The organism is Ruegeria sp. CF1 (genome assembly GCF_056537445.1).
In genome coordinates this window covers 16,576-36,178 of sequence record NZ_JBQFRN010000006.1, presented here as the reverse complement: position 1 = coordinate 36,178, position 19,603 = coordinate 16,576, and the positions used below count along the sequence as shown (strand labels likewise).

Annotated in this window: 20 protein-coding genes; 5 read left to right on the top strand and 15 right to left on the bottom strand. The window is 58.5% G+C overall.

Annotated features, from left to right (window positions below; translation table 11 throughout):
* Positions 1-11: 11 nt before the first annotated feature.
* Entirely contained in the window at positions 12-995 is a 984-nt protein-coding gene (locus ACRZ96_RS12170) for a quinone oxidoreductase family protein (RefSeq protein ID WP_170423639.1), read from the bottom strand.
* A 214-nt stretch (positions 996-1,209) separates the two neighbouring features.
* Between ACRZ96_RS12170 and ACRZ96_RS12165 the strand changes: the two genes are divergently transcribed.
* Complete coding sequence (locus ACRZ96_RS12165) at positions 1,210-2,067, top strand: DUF2189 domain-containing protein (protein ID WP_170408392.1); 858 nt, start codon at positions 1,210-1,212, stop codon at positions 2,065-2,067.
* 15 nt (positions 2,068-2,082) lie between these two features.
* Here the strand turns inward: ACRZ96_RS12165 and ACRZ96_RS12160 are convergent, their stop codons facing one another.
* Both ACRZ96_RS12160 and ACRZ96_RS12155 read right to left on the bottom strand, forming a co-directional pair.
* A complete protein-coding gene (locus tag ACRZ96_RS12160; protein ID WP_480814683.1) occupies positions 2,083-3,069 on the bottom strand; it encodes an NAD(P)H-quinone oxidoreductase in 987 nt (328 codons plus the stop codon).
* 72 nt (positions 3,070-3,141) lie between these two features.
* The gene (locus ACRZ96_RS12155) at positions 3,142-3,834 is read right to left on the bottom strand and encodes a COQ9 family protein (protein WP_480814682.1); all 693 of its coding nucleotides are present in this window, start codon (positions 3,832-3,834) and stop codon (positions 3,142-3,144) included.
* A gap of 111 nt (positions 3,835-3,945) precedes the next feature.
* Between ACRZ96_RS12155 and rpsU the strand changes: the two genes are divergently transcribed.
* Positions 3,946-4,152 carry a 30S ribosomal protein S21 gene (gene rpsU, locus ACRZ96_RS12150; RefSeq protein WP_005614280.1) on the top strand — a complete coding sequence of 69 codons (207 nt, stop codon included), beginning with the start codon at positions 3,946-3,948 and terminating at the stop codon, positions 4,150-4,152.
* 296 nt (positions 4,153-4,448) lie between these two features.
* Positions 4,449-5,684, top strand: a complete 1,236-nt coding sequence (locus tag ACRZ96_RS12145; RefSeq protein ID WP_480814681.1) for a CAP domain-containing protein — start codon at positions 4,449-4,451, stop codon at positions 5,682-5,684.
* A gap of 51 nt (positions 5,685-5,735) precedes the next feature.
* On the opposite strand, the gene ppk2 is transcribed toward ACRZ96_RS12145, so the two are convergent.
* Both ppk2 and ACRZ96_RS12135 read right to left on the bottom strand, forming a co-directional pair.
* Entirely contained in the window at positions 5,736-6,674 is a 939-nt protein-coding gene (gene ppk2, locus ACRZ96_RS12140; RefSeq protein ID WP_480772005.1) for a polyphosphate kinase 2, read from the bottom strand.
* A 150-nt stretch (positions 6,675-6,824) separates the two neighbouring features.
* A complete protein-coding gene (locus tag ACRZ96_RS12135; protein ID WP_170395646.1) occupies positions 6,825-7,283 on the bottom strand; it encodes an Lrp/AsnC family transcriptional regulator in 459 nt (152 codons plus the stop codon).
* Between the two features lie 135 nt (positions 7,284-7,418).
* Between ACRZ96_RS12135 and ald the strand changes: the two genes are divergently transcribed.
* Positions 7,419-8,534, top strand: a complete 1,116-nt coding sequence (ald, locus tag ACRZ96_RS12130; RefSeq protein ID WP_170647155.1) for an alanine dehydrogenase — start codon at positions 7,419-7,421, stop codon at positions 8,532-8,534.
* A 187-nt stretch (positions 8,535-8,721) separates the two neighbouring features.
* Here the strand turns inward: ald and ACRZ96_RS12125 are convergent, their stop codons facing one another.
* Positions 8,722-9,528: a mechanosensitive ion channel family protein gene (locus ACRZ96_RS12125; protein ID WP_170423629.1), complete on the bottom strand. Its 807-nt coding sequence runs from the start codon at positions 9,526-9,528 to the stop codon at positions 8,722-8,724.
* Positions 9,529-9,751: 223 nt separating this feature from the next.
* Here ACRZ96_RS12125 and ACRZ96_RS12120 point away from each other — a divergent pair, with 223 nt between their 5' ends.
* Entirely contained in the window at positions 9,752-10,450 is a 699-nt protein-coding gene (locus ACRZ96_RS12120; protein ID WP_223117509.1) for a glutathione S-transferase family protein, read from the top strand.
* Positions 10,451-10,501: 51 nt separating this feature from the next.
* On the opposite strand, the gene ACRZ96_RS12115 is transcribed toward ACRZ96_RS12120, so the two are convergent.
* The 9 genes from ACRZ96_RS12115 to ACRZ96_RS12075 form a co-directional block, all read right to left on the bottom strand.
* A complete protein-coding gene (locus ACRZ96_RS12115) occupies positions 10,502-10,948 on the bottom strand; it encodes a YtoQ family protein (RefSeq protein ID WP_170423625.1) in 447 nt (148 codons plus the stop codon).
* Between the two features lie 80 nt (positions 10,949-11,028).
* Entirely contained in the window at positions 11,029-13,425 is a 2,397-nt protein-coding gene (gene pheT / locus ACRZ96_RS12110) for a phenylalanine--tRNA ligase subunit beta (protein WP_480772004.1), read from the bottom strand.
* A 77-nt stretch (positions 13,426-13,502) separates the two neighbouring features.
* On the bottom strand, positions 13,503-14,306 hold the full coding sequence (locus ACRZ96_RS12105) for a CE1 family esterase (protein WP_480772003.1): 804 nt from the start codon (positions 14,304-14,306) through the stop codon (positions 13,503-13,505).
* A 292-nt stretch (positions 14,307-14,598) separates the two neighbouring features.
* Entirely contained in the window at positions 14,599-14,916 is a 318-nt protein-coding gene (locus ACRZ96_RS12100) for a hypothetical protein (protein ID WP_480772002.1), read from the bottom strand.
* Positions 14,917-15,990 (bottom strand): phenylalanine--tRNA ligase subunit alpha, encoded by a 1,074-nt coding sequence (pheS, locus tag ACRZ96_RS12095; protein ID WP_010443591.1) that lies wholly within the window; start codon positions 15,988-15,990, stop codon positions 14,917-14,919.
* 70 nt (positions 15,991-16,060) lie between these two features.
* A complete protein-coding gene (locus ACRZ96_RS12090; RefSeq protein ID WP_480707065.1) occupies positions 16,061-17,431 on the bottom strand; it encodes a glutamate--cysteine ligase in 1,371 nt (456 codons plus the stop codon).
* Between the two features lie 67 nt (positions 17,432-17,498).
* Positions 17,499-18,026, bottom strand: a complete 528-nt coding sequence (locus ACRZ96_RS12085) for a hypothetical protein (protein ID WP_170408404.1) — start codon at positions 18,024-18,026, stop codon at positions 17,499-17,501.
* On the bottom strand, positions 18,023-18,871 hold the full coding sequence (locus ACRZ96_RS12080) for a GNAT family N-acetyltransferase (protein WP_480772001.1): 849 nt from the start codon (positions 18,869-18,871) through the stop codon (positions 18,023-18,025). The genes ACRZ96_RS12085 and ACRZ96_RS12080 overlap by 4 nt, the downstream gene beginning before the upstream one ends.
* Complete coding sequence (locus ACRZ96_RS12075) at positions 18,868-19,593, bottom strand: 16S rRNA (uracil(1498)-N(3))-methyltransferase (protein ID WP_170408406.1); 726 nt, start codon at positions 19,591-19,593, stop codon at positions 18,868-18,870. Before ACRZ96_RS12075 ends, ACRZ96_RS12080 begins: the two co-directional genes overlap by 4 nt.
* Between the last annotated feature and the right edge of the window lie 10 nt (positions 19,594-19,603).

Sequence of the window (19,603 nt, the reverse complement as noted above, 5' to 3'; positions counted from 1 at the left end):
GGCCCGTGCCGCTAGGGCACCAAGACTGTGCTGCCGGTGGTTTGTCGTGCTTCCAAAGCACGATGCGCATCAGCAACTTGATCCAACGGAAACTCCTGATCGACATGGATCTTGACCTCGCGCCCGTCCACTTTGCCAAACAAGCGTCGCGCCATCGCCTGACAGGTGGCGTGATCCGAGATATGCGTGAACAAGGTTGGCCGCGTCACCTTCAGAGATCCCCGCTGCGCAAGCATTCCCAGATCGACAGGCGGCACTGGCCCCGAAGCGTTTCCGAATGAGATCATCATGCCCAAGGGTTTCAGGCAATCTAGCGATCCCTCAAACGTGTCCGCACCAATGGAGTCCATCACCACATCAACCCCTTTGCCTCCGGTGATCTCGGCGACACGCTCGACAAAATTCTCGGTCCGGTAGTTGATGCAATGTGACGCGCCATTGAATTGCGCCAGGCTGCATTTCTCATCCGTTCCCGCTGTCCCGATCAGTTTGATGCCTTCGGATTTCGCCCATTGGCAGGCGATCAGTCCCACACCTCCGGCAGCCGCGTGGAACAACACGGTATCTCCGCGCCTCAGCGGCGTTGTTCGGTGAAACAAGTATTCGACCGTCATGCCCTTTAGCATCATGGCCGCTGCGGTGCGGAACGAGATACTCTCGGGCAGCGGACAAACCTGTGCTGCAGGCATCACGCGCGCTTCGGAATATGCTCCCGATGGGCCTGCGGCATAGGCCGCGCGTTGGCCGGGGGCAAGATGCGTAACGCCTTCGCCTACCGCCTCAACGACTCCGGCCGCTTCCATTCCCAACGCATGAGGCAACTCCAGCGGATAAAGGCCGGTACGCTGGTACACATCGATGAAATTCAATCCGCAGGCATGATGGCGAATGCGCACCTCACCCGGGCCGGGATCGCCAAGCGGGCGATCCTCAATCCGAAGAACCTCGGGGCCGCCGGATTCGTGTATGACGACTGTGCGTGCTGTCTGCTGCATGAATGCCTCCCTTGCCTGTGGAAACAAAGCTAACACGCCTGTGCGGCAGAGCAATCCTTCCGGCTCTGCAAGGGTGATCGGGCAAAATTTCGCAATATGTGCTATAATGCAACGAGACGTTGTAATTGGGCAGACGTTGCCGGCTGATCCGGTCACGCGAATTGCCACGCCGGATGCATCCCGCGGCGCACCCACGCCAGAAAAGGGGATGAACATGGACAAGACAATCGGTAACCCAATCACCTGGGTCGCCCGAAATCTGCGGGCAACCAGCGATCATGTCACTGAATCCGTGACCGAGATCGGCAGCGCGGATGTTCAGGCTCTGCCGACGGTGCATACGCTGACCCTGCAGGATCTGCGCGAATGCCTGAAAGCTGGATATAACGATTTTCTCGAAACCCGGGCCGATGCGATCTTTGTCGTTCTGATCTATCCAATCGCAGGTCTGCTGATGTTCGGTATTGGGCTCAACAAAGACATGGTGCCCCTGCTGGCCCCGCTTGTCATGGGCTTTGCCCTGATCGGGCCGGTCGCCGCCGTCGGGCTTTATGAGATCAGTCGCAAGAGGGAACAGGGCGGAGACGTTCATTGGCTAGACGCGTTCGGCGTGTTCCGCTCACCTTCCTTCGGAGCCATACTGGCATTGGGCTTCTATCTGGTCATGCTATTGATGATCTGGCTGATGGTCGCGCAAGGCATCTACGCGCAAACCCTAGGGCCAGAACCTCCGGCCTCGGCCATGGCATTCGTGACAGAAGTGTTCACCACAGGAGCAGGCTGGAGCATGATCATCATCGGCACCGCCACCGGTTTCCTGTTTGCACTGGTCGCATTGGCGCTAAGCGTGGTCAGCTTTCCGCTGTTGCTGGATCGCAAAGTGGGCGTTCCCGTGGCCGTCGTAACGTCGGTCCGGGTCTTGCGTCAGAACCCGGGTGTGATCTTGACCTGGGGGGCTATTGTGGCCGCGATGTTGGTACTGGGCGCGATCCCGATGTTGCTGGGGCTGATCGTCGTCATGCCCGTTCTAGGCCACGCCACATGGCACCTGTATCGCCGGGCGGTCGCCTGACTAAATGGCAGCAGCTTAACCAGAGACCTTCAGAACGATCTTGCCAATGTGGCCCGATGCTTCCATCCGCGCATGTGCAACGGCGGCATCAGAAAGATCGAATTCTGAATCCATCACCGGTGCGACCTTCCCGGCCTCAAGCAATGGCCACACGGCTTCACGCAAGTCTTGCGCGATGCGCGCCTTGGCCAAATCGCTTTGTGGGCGCAAGGTGCTGCCAGTCAGGGTGAGGCGTTTCACCATCATCAGCGCAAAGTTCAGTTCGACTACCGGACCTTGCAGGAAAGCGATCTGAACCAGCCGCCCGTCTTCCGCCAAAGCCTTGATGTTGCGCGGGATATAATCACCACCGACCATGTCCAGGATCAGGTTCGCCCCGCCCTCGGCGCGCATCGCAGCCACGAAATCTTCGTCGCGATAGTTGATCGCCTTTTCGGCACCTAGCTTGATACAAGCCTCACATTTCTCAGCCGACCCGGCGGTTGCAAAGACGCGGGCGCCAAACGCATTGGCCAGCTGAATGGCCGTCGTGCCGATCCCGCTGGAACCGCCATGGACCAGAAACCGCTCCCCCGGCTTCAAGCCGCCACGGGTGAAGACATTGGACCAAACAGTAAAGAAGGTTTCGGGCAGGCAGGCAGCTTCTTTCAAACCCATACCCGCAGGCACAGGCAGACAATGGGCGGCGGGCGTTGCGACATATTCAGCATAACCGCCGCCGGGCAACAGGGCGCAAACCCGATCGCCAACGACCAGACCTTCGACACCCGAGCCGATGGCGACGACCTCTCCTGAGGCTTCCAGCCCCGGCAAATCGCTTGCACCGCGAGGTGGATCATACGCCCCTGCCCGCTGCAGCGCATCAGGACGGTTTACCCCGGCGTACGCGACTTTCAGAACCACCTGACCCTCTGCTGGTTCCGGCATCGGGCGTTCCGTCAGTTGCAGAACGTCCGGGCCACCAGCTTCAGTGATCTCGACAGCGCGCATTGTCTGGGTCATGGGCATATCTCCTTTGCCCAATGCCTAGCAGGCGAAAACGCAGAGGCCCAGCGGCAAGTGGAAACGCTGCGACTATTTTCCCGATGACAGCGAACCTGGCAGGTTGTTGGGCAACTTCGTCGGAGCCTTCACCTGACCCGCAAGCCAGTTGGGGACGGCCAGAAACGGTTTCAGCAGCGGGTTGCCATTCACCTGCGCCTTGAACTTTTCAAACTGCATTACGCCCTCGATCCGCCGATCCAGGAATTCCCATGTCGCCTGATAATCCGGGCTGTCATCACCCAGCCAATACAACAGTGTCGAAGAATAGACGCCCGACAGAGTGGCACGTTTGGTGTACCAGTTCACGTCGTCCGAAGTATCGCCAAGCGCTGTCCAGATCTGGTCACAGGTGCCCCAGACCGCCTTGGCCCCATCCGCGGCATGGATCGGCAACGCGAACAAAGTCATACCTCGGCGCACTGCTTCTTTGTCTTCGACCGCCTGCAGGCGGAAACGGACGGCGGCGGCGATCTTTTCACGGAATTTCAGCCCGCTCAGGTCTTCGGATTTCAACCGCTCCAACATCGCGGCATCCCCGCGCGCATGAAAGGACAGTGCCAGATCGACGGCACCACGCGGACAGATCGCTCGGGCCAGCGCGGGCTCCAGATCGCAATCGCTGATGGCCGCACGAAAGCTTGTTTCCGACCAGCCGTCGAACGGCACATGGTTCAGAATCGCATCGAGAAGCTGCCCTTTGGTGTCTTCATAGGTTGCTGTCATGTCGGGTCTCCGAGGCTGCGGGTCCAGTACTAGACAAGTTAGGCGTGCTTTGCTATACGGCCACTTCCTGCAAATCCTTGCAACTCTATCTAGAAAGGTGGTGACAACCACATGCAGGTTAGTGTTCGCGACAATAACGTCGATCAGGCGCTTCGTGCCCTGAAGAAAAAGCTGCAGCGCGAAGGCGTGTTCCGTGAAATGAAGCTGAAGCAACATTTCGAGAAACCGTCCGAGAAAAAAGCGCGCGAGAAAGCTGAAGCGATCCGCCGTGCCCGTAAACTGGCACGTAAGAAAGCACAGCGCGAAGGTTTGCTCTAAGAGCTTCCTGCGACTCGTCCAGCTTTGGATGACACTATTTGACGACCCCCGAGGCCCTGCCCGGGGGTTTGTCGTTTTTGGGGCGGATGATCCCGCCAAATCCCGGCTTTACCCTCGCGGCAACCTGCCGATTTTGATGCAATCGCCGCAGTCGGCATTTTACAGCGCAGCGAATCGCCGTTCGGTTGCATTCTGCCGCCGAAAAACGCCCATCGCCGTACCCGCCCTATTCAGCGTTCTTTGATCGTCTGTAAGTGAGGCCGTCCACTCAGACATAACCAAAAACGGAGGCACTGATGTCGACAGCAAGTACGGTCGAGCGCGAAATGCTCGCGCTGATCAACCAAGAGCGCACATCCCGCGGTCTTGATCCCCTGGAACTTGAACGCAACCTGAACGAATCTTCCGAGGACCACAGCAGCTGGATGCTGGATACCGACCGGTTCAGCCACACCGGTCAGGGTGGTTCATCCGCGACCCAACGGATGCAAGCCGCAGGGTTCGACCTGTCCGGGAGCTGGCGCACCGGAGAAAACATCGCTTGGCAATCCGAGCGTGGCGCACCCGGTATCAGCGATGATGTCGCCCAGTTGCACCAGAACCTGATGAATAGCCCCGGTCACCGCGCCAACATTCTGAACCCCGATTTCAAATATATCGGCATCGGGATCGAAGAAGGCGACATGCAGGGGTACGACGCTGTCATGGTGACGCAGAACTTTGCGGCGACTCAGGGCGATGTCGATCTTGATAACGGCGGCACCACCCCGCCGGTGACGCCTCCGGTTGAAGAAGTTGTTGAGCCAGAGGAGGAAGAGGTTACCACCCCGACCGAACCAGAAGTGCCGGAAACCGATGTGACCGAGACTGAGGAACCAGTTGACGAAACACCGGTAGCGGAAGTTCCCGATGCCGAAGAACCGGCAGAGGAGACCCCGGAGGAAGACGTCACCGAAACCGAAGAACCATCGGACGAAACACCCGACACCGATGTGACGGAAACCGAGCAACCGGCAGACGAAACGCCAGAAACTGACGTTACCGAGACCGAGGACCCGGTTGAGGAGACTCCGGAAACAGACGTGACCGAAACTGAAGAGCCGGAAACGCCTGATACCGATGTGACTGAAGTTGAAGACCCGGAACCCGATGTGCCGGATACTGAAGTCGTCGAGGTCGAGGAACCCGAAACTCCGGAGACCGACGTCACCGAGGTCGAAGAACCCGAGTCAGAAACACCTGAAGTTGTCGTTGACAATGGTGCACCGGGCGCGGACTGCTTTGACGTTCAGGCCTTCCTTGCCGGGATAGAAGCGTTTGTTAATGCGCTGCAAGCCCAATTTGACCAGTTCGAATGGTCTCCGGTGCAGCAGGCTGACACGACCCCAGAGATGGATGATTTCGATCTGGTGTTCGACACCGACTTCGCTGACGACATGATCGAAACCGTTGAGGCCACAGTCGAAGACATGAACGACGACATGTGCGGCGTGTTTGTTTTCGAAACGAACTGCGGATTTGATTGGGGTTAATCAAACCGTTCAGGTGCGGGGATCCTTTTCCCGCACCACTTTCCTGCCAAATCAATATATCTTAGGCACGTGTAGCTCATCCGGCAAAATGCGCCGTTCGTATTCGGGGTTATAGCGCCGATCCGGCAGATTGACCTTTTCCTGCGGCACATCCTCATAGGGGATCTTGGTCAGCAGGTGCTCGATACAATTGAGCCGTTCGCGTTTCTTGTCGTTGCCTTCAACAATATACCAAGGCGCCTCGGATATGTTGGTGCGAAAGAACATATCCTCTTTGGCCTTGGTGTATGCCTCCCACCGGATGCGGGATTCCAGATCCATCGGTGACAGTTTCCACTGCTTCATCGGATCGTGAATACGCATCAGGAATCGCAATTGCTGTTCTTCGTCTGTAATCGAGAACCAGTATTTCAGCAGGATAATCCCCGACCGCACCAGCATCCGTTCGAATTCGGGAACGTCCTGAAAGAACTGTTCGACCTGATCCTCGTTGGCAAATCCCATCACGCGTTCAACACCAGCGCGGTTGTACCAGGACCGATCGAAGAACACGATCTCACCGGCCGCAGGCAAATGGGGCACGTAGCGCTGAAAATACCACTGGCTTTGTTCGCGTCGGCTGGGTGCAGGCAAGGCGACCACACGCGCTACACGAGGGTTCAAGCGCTGCGTGATCCGCTTGATCACGCCCCCTTTCCCGGCGCTGTCGCGCCCTTCAAATAGAATACAGACCTTGGCCCCTGTATGGACCACCCAATCCTGAACTTTGATAAGTTCAGCCTGCAGCCGCAAAAGGTTGCGAAAATAGACCTTGCGATCCAGCATGTCAGGATGCTGGTCCTTGTAAATCTTGCGCACTTCCATCGAAAGCATGGGTTCGCTGAATTCGATCTCGAAATCTTCGTCCAGCGTGTCTTCCAGTTCAGCTTCCAGCCAATTTTTCGGCGTGCTGTTGTTTTCGTAAGCCAAGGTCTGCTCCTTATCGTTCATCGGGTTCGGACCGTACACGGCCAGTGTAACCACCGAGTGTCAGCGCAAAGTGCCGAGGTCGTACATAAGGTCGGAAACATGGATTTTGGCCCGACCGCACGACAGATACAAGCGGCAGAATTGACGCAAGGCTAACCCCAATAGTTGGTTTCAGACAGGCAAGGCCGTGGTTTTGAACACCGTGCGCAAAGCAAATGAGCTTTGCATCTGCGCCACCCCAGGCAAGCGAGACAGGTATTGCCGATGAATGCGAGCAAAATCCTCGGTATTTTCTGCGACGACCTTTAGAATGTAGTCCGCCGTGCCCGCCATCAAATGGCATTCCAGCACATCCGGAATCCGTGCTACGGCTTTTTCAAACGCCTCCAGCACTTCTTCCGCCTGACCCTGCAACGTGATCTCGACAAACACAGTGGTTGGAACGTTCAACTTCCGTGCATCCAACAGGGCGACGTAGTCCTTGATATAACCCTCAGCCTCAAGTCGCTGCACGCGTCGGTGGCAGGCCGAAGGGGATAGATTCGCCTGTTCGGACAATTCCGAATTTGACATCCGCCCTTTGCGCTGCAGGGCAGCCAGAATCTTCCTATCTGTTGCGTCAATCGTCATTTGCGCACATCCATTGCGTCAAGTTGTCTATATGCTGAATATTTTCCCGCAGATTGTGTGTTTAGCAAGTGGGGTTTCACAAAAATTGCACCAATTTATGCCCATAATTTAGGCTGTTTATGAATGGAGTCTCACATGAAAATCGGCTGCCCCAAGGAAATCAAACCTCAGGAATTCCGCGTCGGGATGACCCCGAACGCTGCTGGCGAAGCTGTGGCCCGCGGTCACGAAGTCATTATCGAAACCGGTGCCGGGATGGGCTCGGGCTTTGATAACGACGCTTATGTAGCGGCAGGTGCCCGCATCGTCGACACTGCAGAAGAAGTGTTCGCCACGGCTGATATGATCGTCAAGGTCAAGGAGCCTCAGGCGGTCGAGCGTAAAATGCTGCGCGAAGGTCAGTTGCTGTTCACCTATCTGCACCTGGCACCCGATCCAGACCAGACCCACGATCTGCTGGAATCCGGCTGCACCGCGATTGCCTATGAGACCGTGACTGACTCCAATGGCGGCCTGCCGCTGCTGGCGCCGATGTCTGAGGTTGCCGGTCGCTTGGCTCCGCAAGTCGGGTCCTGGACTCTGCAAAAGGCCAACGGTGGCCGCGGCGTTCTGATGGGTGGTGTACCGGGTGTAGGCCCTGCCAAAGTGATCGTCATCGGCGGAGGCGTCGTAGGCACCCACGCAGCGAAGATTGCCGCAGGCATGGGCGCGGATGTGACCGTACTGGACCGTTCGCTGCCGCGTCTCCGCTATCTGGACGATGTGTTCGGCGGAACCTTCAAGAACCAGTATTCAACCGCTGGTGCGACAGCCGAGCTGATCCAGGATGCCGACCTGGTCATCGGTGCGGTCCTGATCCCGGGCGCAGCTGCTCCCAAACTGATCTCGCGCGAACAGCTGTCGACCATGAAGCCCGGCGCGGCTCTGGTAGACGTTGCGATCGATCAGGGCGGCTGTTTTGAAACCTCGAAAGCCACCACCCACGCCGATCCGGTTTACGAAGTTGACGGCATCATGCACTACTGCGTCGCCAACATGCCCGGTGCGGTTGCCCGGACTTCGACCATCGCACTGGGCAACGCAACCATGCCGTTCATGTTGTCGCTGGCAAGCAAGGGCTGGAAGCAGGCCTGTAAGGACGACGCACACCTGCTGGCAGGTTTGAACGTCCACGCCGGCAAGCTGACTTACGAAGCGGTGGGCACCGCCCTCAACATCGCCTCTGTCGATCCAACAACTCTGTTGAACTAAGAGCGCTCCCGCCTCTGAAAGCGTCCTTTTCCAAAGGACGCTTTACAGACTTGGGCCCAGCGCCGCGCCAATAGCGCGGCGCTGTTTTTTCTGGACCAAGGTTCGCGCAAAAAAGCACCGCGCCTTAGCGCGGTGCCCGGCCCAACCGGAAGAGGGCATTTCAATGCCCGATCGACGGGCGGGAGGCTTACGCCTCTTTGTGAATCTCCACAGAATGCGGATACGGGATGGATACGCCTTTGGCGTCAAACGCTTCTTTGATCGCTTTGGTAAGTTCAAACTTCACATCCCAATAGTCAGCCGCTGCGCACCACAGGCGCGCGGTCAGATCAACCGAACTATCCCCAAGATTTGTCACGCGCACCCAGGGCTCAGGATCAGCCATGATACGATCGTCAGCTTTGGCCACATCCAGGATGATGTTCATAGCCTCATCCGCGCTATCGCCGTAGTCGATGCCAAACACCAGATCGACCCGGCGGGTGTCATGGGCGGAATAGTTGGTGATCACCGAACCCCAAGCCTGACCGTTTGGCACGATGATCTGCACGTTGTCCGGCGTCACCAGCTCGGTCGTGAACAGGTTCAGGTCTTTCACAGTACCCGCTGTGCCACCAATATCGACATATTGGCCCAGCTTATAGGGCCGGAACACCACCAGCATCACGCCCGCGGCCAGATCGCTGAGTGTTCCCTGCAGCGCCAAACCGATGGCCAGGGATGCGGCACCCAGAATGGCCACGATGCTGGTCGCCTCGATTCCGAAAATGCCCAGAACGGCGACAAAGACAATCGCCAGCAGCACCCATTTCACGAGGCTCGCAACGAAATTCCCCAAAGTCGGGTCGATATGTGGCGTGGCGTTGATCCGCCGCCGCACCAGACCGCTAATGGCTCCGGCAACGATCCAACCCAATACCAGAACGATCAACGCTTTGATCGCGCTCATGATCAGCGGACCAAATGCGCCCACCTGTGTTACGACATCTTCCACACGCTTCTCCTTTGCGCCAACAGCAAACCCGCGCCTTTTGGCGCGGGATCGCTGAAAAGTCTGGGCTAATTTTGCGCGCAGGTCTAGGTGCGGGATTTCCGAGTTTTCCCCCCTGCTGTTCCCCAGCAAACATCGACTGACCGATCACGCACAGAATTGGACCTTACAAAAGCGCCACAAATTACCAGATTGACTGAGACAGGCGCGATAAAAGGAGCCCATCATGCTGGACACAATCCAATTCCCGATCATGAATAAATGGTCCCCACAGTTCCCCGAGCGGATTCAGCTTTATTCCTTCCCCACACCCAACGGGGTAAAGGCGTCGATCATGCTGGAAGAAACCGGCCTGCCTTATGAGGCACATCGTGTCACACTGGCCGATGCAGATGTCAAAAGCCCGGAGTTTCTTTCGCTGAACCCGAACAACAAGATCCCGGCGATCATTGATCCCAACGGGCCCGACGATGCTCCGTTGGCTTTGTTCGAAAGCGGTGCAATCCTTCTGTACCTCGCTGAAAAGAGCGGTAAGCTGCTGGGTCAGAACAAAGGCGACAAGCACCGGGTCACCCAATGGGTTATGTTCCAGATGGGCGGTATCGGACCAATGTTTGGCCAGCTTGGGTATTTCCACAAATTCGCAGGGGCTGAAATCGAAGACCCCCGCCCGCGCGAACGCTACGTGTCCGAGGCCAAACGCCTGCTGAACGTTCTCGACCGGCAACTGGACGGCGAAGACTGGATCGCCGGAGAATTCTCGATCGCCGATATCGCAATCGCGCCGTGGCTGCGCGGTTTAGATTATTACGGCGTCAAGGATGTCATAGGCTGGGAAAGCTATGGCAACGTTACGCGCTATCTGGATAGGTTCCTGGATCGACCCGCAGTGCAAAGAGGGCTGAACATCCCCTCACGGGATTGATACACAAGGCCTGTGCGGCGGGATCCAAATCCGCCGCCACGGGCCATCGGGTTACCCAGGCAGCGCGCCTGTTAGAACGTAGCGCAAGATCTCAACAACTTGCGCGGGTTCTTCAGCGACGGCGAGTGCTGCTGCATCTACTTCTTTCAGCGCGTGCTGATGATCAGCCCCGTGCAGAACAATGATCGACTTGCCCAGTGCTGCCGCATAGCCCGCGTCAAATGCCGCGTTCCACTGCTTGTATTTGTCCCCAAAGCGTACAACCACAACATCCGCGTCTGATATGCCCTTGCGGGTCCGGATCGCGTTGACCATGGCACCCTTGTGATCGTGCCAGTACTTGTTCGGCTCGGCCCCCAAGATCGTGACACCGCAATCGTCCGAAGCACCGTGATCGGTGACCGGGCTACTGAACTCAACATCCAACCCATCGGCGCCCGCAATGATCTGCTCGCGCCAATCCGTGTGAATCTCACCGGACAAATAGACCTTCAGCATTTTTCTCTCCTCCCGTGAAAAAGGGGCGCAATGGCCCCTTTATCATTTCAAAAATACTCCCGCCGGAGGCGAAAACCAACTCATCCCCGCAAGACGCCGCCAGTGGCTTTCACCACTTTTTCGACAATCTTGGTGCTGACCGCCTCGATATCCTTTTCCTTCAGGGTCGCGTCCGACGGCTGAAGCCTTACGGTAATGGCCAGAGACTTCTTGCCCTCGCCGACGCTACCGCCAATGAATTCGTCAAAGACGCGCACGTCCTCGATCAGAGCCTTATCAGCACCCGCAGCCGCATTGACCAACGTCAGAGCTTCGATATCCGCATTTACAACAAAGGCGAAATCGCGCTCGACCGCCTGCAGGTCGCGCAATTCCAAGGCAGAACGGGTCGCACCGGATTTACGTGGCATCGGCACCTGATCCGGCCAAATGGTGAACGCCATCGCCGGGCCCTTGATGTCCATCGCCTGCAACACGCGCGGATGCAATTCGCCAAAGACGCCCAGTACCTTTTTCGGACCCAGACAGATTTTTCCATGTCGGCCCGGGTGCCACCAGGCATCGCTGTCGCGCAGAATCTGAACCTTCGCGGGCGCGCCAATTGCGGCAAGCACCGCCTCGGCGTCGGCCTTCGCGTCGAACAAGTCCACCGGGCGGGACGCACCGTGCACATCCTTGGGGCCGTTGCGCCCAACCAACAGGCCGGTGATCTGCGTCTGCTGATCCCCCGGCTCACCATCATGGAACACCGGCCCGACCTCGAACAAGGCCAGATCGGCATAACCCCGTGCCTGATTGCGCGCCGCCGCTTGCAGCAGACCAGGCAGCAGATCAGGGCGCATATGGCTCATCTCGGACGAGATCGGGTTTTCCAACATGGTTGCTGCGTCACCGCCCCCGAACAAGGCTGCCGAGGCCTGATCGATGAAGGTATAAGACACACATTCATTGTACCCCAGCGCTGCACAGGTCCGGCGCGCCATCGACTGGCGACGCTGCGTGGCTGTCATGACCGGTTTGGGGATACCCGCCGTCGTACGCGGCAGCGGAATACCCTGCAACTTGGTCAGAGAAGCGATCCGCGCAACCTCTTCCACCAGATCGGCTTCCCCCATGATATCGGGTCGCCAGCTGGGCACATGCGCCATCTCGCCATCCAGACGAAAGCCCAAACGGGTCAATGTCTGCCGCTGCTCGCTTTCCGGAATCTCCATCCCGACTAGGGACTGCACGCGCGCCGCGTCCAGTTTGTAGGCCCGCGCGTGGTTCGGCGCTTTGCCCGCCTCGACCACATTCGAGGCTTCACCGCCGCAGATATCCAAGATCATCTGCGTCGCATGCTCCAACCCTTCGCGCGTGTATTCCGGGTCGACGCCGCGCTCGAATCGATACCGCGCGTCCGAGTTTATCTTCAGCGCCCGACCTGTGAGGGCAATCTGCACATGATCCCAGAACGCACTTTCAAGGAAAACGTTCACGGTCTCCTCGGTACAACCGGTTTCCTCGCCGCCCATGATACCCGCGATAGATTCCGGGCCTTTGTCGTCCGAAATCACCATCATGCCAGGCTGAAGGGAGTATTCTTTTTCATCAAGCGCGACCAGCTTTTCACCACCCTTGGCGCGATGCACCCGCAAATTGCCCTGCACCTTGTCCGCGTCGAACACGTGCAGCGGACGGTTGTGGTCGAAGGTCATATAATTGGTGATATCCACCAGAGCCGAGATCGGACGCAGACCAATCGCTTTCAGTTGATCCTGCAGCCACTGAGGGCTCGGGCCGTTCTTTACGCCACGGATCAGACGCCCGGTGAAATGCGGCGCGCCGTCCAGCGTATCCTCGTCGATCGACACTTTGATCGGGCTTTCGAAATCACCCGGCACCGGAGTGTAATCGCGCACTTTCAGCGTGCCCAACCCGCGCGCGGCCAAATCACGCGCAATACCCGCAACACCCAGCGCATCCGGGCGGTTCGGCGTGATCGCGATCTCGATCATCGGATCAACCCTTGACGGATCGTTCTCAGCCAACCAATCGACAAACCGATCACCGACCTCACCCGAGGGCAGCTCGATAATCCCGTCGTGTTCATCCGACAGCTCAAGCTCGCGCTCGGATGCCATCATGCCAAAGCTCTCGACGCCACGGATCTTGCCGACGCTGATGGTGATATCCAGGCCGGGAATATACATACCCGGTTTACAAACCACCACGGTGATGCCTTCGCGCGCATTGGGCGCGCCGCAAATGATCTGCAGATCGCCCTCGTCGGTTTCAACCGTGCAAACGCGCAGCTTATCGGCGTCCGGGTGCTTCTCGGCATGTTTCACATGGCCCAGCGTAAAGCCCGCCAAACGGTCCACCGGGTTGACGATCTCTTCGACCTCAAGCCCGAGATCGGTCAGTGCTTCGGCGATCTCATCAACCGACGCATCCGTATCGAGGTGGTCTTTCAGCCAGGACAGAGTGAATTTCATTGCAGCGGGCCTTTTCGGCAAACATTCAGTCGGCACAGGCAATGGCAAAGATTGCGCCGAGGTGCAAGCGCTGCGGCTCACGGATAGGTGGGGGTGCGACCCAAAAGCTCGTCCAGCTGCCAGCCGATCCAGCCGTGGGGAATAAAGTGCCCGCCGGGATGGGTGTCCAGTGTCACCTGCCCTTGCGCGCAATCGGTCCACTCTACCCGGCTGAGCGTCAGGAACGGCTTCACGCTCCAATCCCCGCGCGGGGTCGCGCCGTTGCAGTTGAACTTGGCCTTCCACAGCGCCACCGGATAGGTCGTATCGCCGTCCGGCCCAAAGGGAAAATCCATCACCGTATCGTCCAGCCCATGCACATGGCGCACCTCGCGCGGGGCTTCCGGGCAGTCCTCGGTCTGGCGGATCGAGCCCGCTACCGCCAGCAGAGCGGCGATGTCGTTTCCCGACTGGCAGACATAGCGCCACGCCATTGCGCCGCCATAAGAATAGCCCGAGACATAGATACGCTCAGGATCAATGGGATAGCGTTTGGCGACGTCCTCAAGCACGCGATCTGCGAACGGCACGTCTGCGGTATCAGCAGTCCAGAAGTTCCAACTTTTGCCCAGCCCATTCGGAGCCACCAACAGCACATCGCGCAGCTTGGTTGCCCCGGCGATGCGCTCATGGTTCACCACCACATCGCCCTGCCGCGCCCAGCCGTGGAAATGCAGCAGCACCGGCAGAGGCGTTTCGCCATCCCAGCCATCGGGTTCCAGCACATGGTACGAACGGTCGCCGACCTCGCAGGCGGTATCGCCGTGACAATCAGATTTCCACGGCCCCATCGCAAAGGCCGGGGTTGCGGTCAGCAGAAGAAAAAGCAGTCGATAGATCATAGGCCGGAGCCTAGCGACGTCTGCCGCGCTGTCACATAACATATTGGTGTAGGGTGGGGTTTAACCGCACCAACCGCCCCACGGTGGGGTGAAACGCCACCCTACAACGGATCAAATCACAAAGCCGCGCTATCGCCCGACCGCGGGGTGGCGATCCACGGGCTGTGGTGGGCACTTTATGCCGGCCAAATCCGCGAAGCTTTCAAACGGAGCACTAACAGAGACAAATCGCCAGTCCGAGCAGGCGGTCTGTCGATGGTGCAGCAGCCTATCGGCCTTTGCTCCGCGCGAGCTATTTCGACTGCCTTTTCGCGAATTCATCAATGAACTTCTTAGACATGGCCTTTTGATCTTCCACCTCTTTCCGTGGATTCAGTTTCTTCAGGAACCCTTTGCGGGTCGCCAAAAGAGCCACCCACATTCCCGGAAACATAGCGATAAGCACAACCAGAAAAACCCAAAGAAAGGACGACCCGAACAAACGTTCTACCAAAAAACGTAGAACGTTTGCAGCAACAACTAATCCGACCAGCCATAGAAAGGGAGCATCGGTCACGCGGCGGCGCCACCAATCGACGTATCGAGCCAGACACACGCCCAGCAGGTACACCTACCTACTCAAACCACCATGCAGGTTCGGCATATCCAGCGCTGCAAAGCCGTAGTGCCGCAGCCAGCGCAGGTCGCTATCAAAGAACGCCCGCAGATCAGGAATGCCATATTTCAGCATCGCCAGACGGTCGATCCCAATCCCGAACGCAAAGCCCTGATAAACCTCGGGGTCGATGCCACCGGCGGCGATCACCTTGGGATGGACCATGCCGGAACCCAGAATCTCCATCCAGTCGTCGCCCTCGCCGATCTTCAGCTGACCATTGTCCCAGGAACAGCGGATATCGACCTCGGCCGATGGTTCGGTGAAGGGGAAGTGCGAGGCGCGGAAGCGCAGCTCGACGTCGTCGACCTCGAAGAACGCTTTCACGAACTCTTCCAGAACCCATTTCAGGTTCGCCATCGAGATATCCTTGTCGATGGCCAGCCCCTCGACCTGATGGAACATCGGCGTGTGAGTCTGGTCATAGTCGGCGCGGTAGACACCGCCCGGGCAGATCACGCGGATCGGCGCGCCCTGCAGTTCCATCGAGCGGATCTGCACTGGCGAGGTATGCGTGCGCAGCACATGCGGCGGGCGATTGTCGCCCTCGGCGCGGTGCATGTAGAATGTGTCCATCTCGGCCCGCGCAGGGTGGTGGCCGGGGATGTTCAGGGCGTCGAAGTTGTGCCAGTCGGTCTCGATCCGCGGCCCTTCGGCCACCGAGAAACCCAGTTCGGCAAAGATCGCGGTCAGTTCCTCGGTCGCTTGGCTGACCGGGTGGATCGAACCCTGACGGCGCGCGCGGGTCGGCAGGGTGACATCCAGCCATTCGGTGCGCAGACGCTCATCTAGCGCGGCATCGGCAAGCGCTGCTTTCTTGGCCGACAGGGCCGAGTTGATCTCATCCTTCAAGGCATTAAGCGCAGGGCCTGCGACCTGACGCTCTTCGGGGGTCATTTTGCCCAGTTCGCGCATCTTCAGCGCGACCTCGCCCTTTTTGCCCACGGCAGCGACGCGGATCGCCTCAAGCGCGTTTTCATCGCCAGCTTCGGCGATTTGGCCCAGATATTTTGCCTTAAGATCGTCCATGACGCCCTCTGAATTTGGTCGCCAACCTGCTATCGGCCCCGCCCCGCGAATGCAAGCGGGACGGTGGGGATCAATAGCTGTATTCGGGATAAATCCGGGTCAGGTCGCCATTCCAGTCGCCATTGTAGTGATCCAGCAACTCATCAGCGGGAACCTTGCCCGTATCGATGCTGTCCTTGAGCGCGTTCAGGAAATGCGTCTCGTCCTGCACCAGACCACCCGCACCGGGGCGCGCGCGGGACGCCAGACCGGCCTCGGCGATCGAGACCACTTGGCGCGCCAAATCATGCATGTTGATGTTGCCGACCTGCGCCTGAAGGCCATCCTTGGCAGCCTCAACCCGCAGCGCTTCGCGCGTCTCGGCATCCCAGCCTTTGACCAGATCCCAAGCGGCATCCAGTGCGGTTTGATCATAGGTCAGACCAACCCAGAAGGCAGGCAGCGCACAGAGCCTGCGCCATGGGCCACCATCGGCGCCGCGCATCTCCATGAATTTCTTGATCCGCGCTTCGGGAAATGCCGTGGTCAGGTGATCGGCCCAATCGGACAGAGTCGGCGTCTCACCGGGCAGTGCAGGCAGTTTGCCCTGCAGGAAGTCGCGGAATGACATGCCCAGCGCGTTGATATACTGGCCGTCACGATAGACGAAATACATCGGTACATCGAGCGCATATTGTACATAGCGTTCGAACCCGAAGCCTTCTTCGAACACAAAGGGCAGCATGCCCGTCCGTGCATCGTCCAGATGCCGCCAGATATAACTGCGCCAGCTTTTCTGGCCGTTCACCTTGCCCTCGAAAAACGGAGAGTTCGCAAACAGCGCCGTCGCGACCGGCTGAAGGGCCAGCGCGACGCGCAGCTTCTGCACCATGTCGGCCTCGGACCCGAAGTCGATATTGACCTGAACCGTGCAGGTGCGCCGCATCATGGCACGGCCCATGGTGCCGACTTTCTCCATATAATCGTTCATCAGCCGGTAACGGCCTTTGGGCATCAACGGCATCTCTTCATGGGTCCAGATCGGGGCTGCGCCCAGACCGATAAAGCCGACACCGATCTCATCGGCGATATCCTTGACCTCGCGCAGGTGGGTGTTCACCTCGTCACAGGTCTCGTGGATGGTTTCCAGCGGGGCACCCGACAGTTCCAGCGCGCCGCCGGGTTCCAGGCTGACATTCGCGCCGTCCTTCTCAAGCCCGATCAGATGCCCAGCTTCGCGCACCTCGGCCCAACCATGACGGTCGCGCAAACCTTCCAGCACAGCCACGATGGACCGTTTGCCTTCAAACGGCAGTGGTTTCAGAGTGTCTTTGCAATAGCCGAACTTCTCATGCTCGGTTCCGATGCGCCAATCTTCCTTGGGCTTGCAGCCCGATTCCAGATATTCGGCCAGTTGCTCATGGCGTTCGATCGGTCCGCCGCCGGACTGGGGGATGGACATGTGACCCGTGCTCCGATCCTGATGTGTCTATCTTGGCGGTCAGTCCTGAGCGCAAACCGCGCCAGTGTCAATGCAGCCTAAGGTGCGCAGGCCGTGACGGCGTGCGTTCCCAGATCACCACCGGATGTGCCGCACGACCGTTGAGTTCCGACAGCATTTGCTCGGTTTTAAGCCCCGGAAGTGCTGAGAACACATCAAACAGCGCTTCGGCCCCTTCGGCGTTCACCGGAATGTGAAGGGTCGGTTGCCCCGGCTGATCCAAAACCCAATGCGCAGGTTGCGAGGTCGGATCCAACGCCAACCGCTCGATTTCGCGGGCTGCAACGATGCCGCCGTCGAGCGGGCCCAGATAGGTGATCTGGCCTTCATCAATAGTCACCACACCCGGTCCTCCCGCACCATTGCGAAAGCGCGCGCGTTGCACTCCGATCACCGCCAGTGCCATCGAGACGACGATCAGCAGCCACCCCAACCACGCCAGCAATCCGCCGGGGCCGCTGATCCAGCTGAGGCCGAGGATCAGAACAAACCCTGCAACCAGCACTTCGCGCCAGCGCCACAGGGCCAGTTTGGCTTCGGGTCGAAAGAAACTCATGCCACGTCCTCCGGGTTTTTGAACAGGATCAGCGAGTATTGACCTGCAGGCTGGAACCCAATGGATATATAGGCACGCGCGGCCGCATCGGAAGCCGCAAAGAGGACAGCTCTGGAAACTCCCGCGTCGCTCGCCTCAACCAGATGCAGGGCAACAGCCAAACGCGCATAGCCCCGCCCTCGTAAATTGGGTGGTGTGTAGACACCGCCGATCTGCACCACTTCAGGCAAGCGAGCGTTGAAGCCGGTCATGCTGACCGGTAGGCCGTTATGTAGCAAAACTCGATGCGAATCCCGCTCGATATAGGTCTTGATGTCCTTCCCAGCCTGCGTCTGTGCGCGCAAAGGATCAAAGTCCATGGCTTCGATGAGGTAGCTTTCTCGCCAGTCTTCAAGGACCGAACGGTCTACATCAGTAAGCGGCATGAGATCTGCCCCACTGAAATCCGGTATTTGAAGTCGATCCAGCGCCAGGGAAAACCCCGGCTCATCGCTGTTCAGGGTCGCGGGTCGCCCTTCCCAACCTGCCAACCGGATTATCCGACGAGCCTGCGTTGCCTCAGCCGCGATGCCGAACAGGGCCCGGCCTCGAATAAGGTCAATCGCTGCGGCAAGTTCGGTATCCGAACAGTCGGGACATTGCAGCAGGATCATGCCTTCATTTGTTATGGCAAAGACCGCACGCAACGGGCTGCCAAGCGTCCATGCATTCAACGACCGGGGATGCGTACCGCACAGGCCAAAATCCCGTAGATTGGCCAAAGGGAACATCGATGTTTGGATATGTTGGGACAAAAACGAGTCGATCCTGGACAGGTCCGTTTCCTGCGCCAATTGCCACGTCACGTCCAATCTCCCAACGATTGCTGCCACATTGTCATCGCCGCAACGGCTGCTGTATCGGCGCGCAGGATGCGTGGGCCGAGGCTGACCACATGGGTAAATGGCAGCTCTGCCAACCGTTTGCGTTCGGGCTCGGAAAACCCGCCCTCGGGGCCGATCAGGATCGCCCACGGCTTACCTTTCTCATTCTCTGCCAAGCGCAGAGCCGAGCCGGCTTCTGCCTCGTCACAGAACATCAATTGGCGATCATCGGGCCACGCGCCCAGGATACGATCCAATCGCTGGAGGTCAGCGACCTCAGGCACAAAAGTGCCGCCACATTGTTCGGCCGCCTCAATTGCGTGGGCCTGCAAGCGATCCTGCCGAATGCGCTCGGAGTTGGTGAATTCGGTCTGCACCGGTATGATCCGCGCGGCCCCCATTTCAGCTGCTTTTTCAACGATGAAATCGGTCCGCGCCTTCTTGATCGGTGCAAAGAGAAGCCACAGATCGGGCGGTAATTGCAGAGGTTTCGATTGCTCCACGCACGACAGAATTCCGCCTCGTTTACTTGCTTCTGCTACCTCTGCCTGCCACTCGCCATCGCTGCCATTGAATAGCGCGACCTGCCCCCCAACCGACAGGCGCATGACACCGAACAGATAATGCGCCTGCTCACGCGTCAAAGGAACCGATTGCCCCGGACCCAAAGGGTGCTCTACATACAGTCTGATCTTCGCATTCATGAGACCCTAC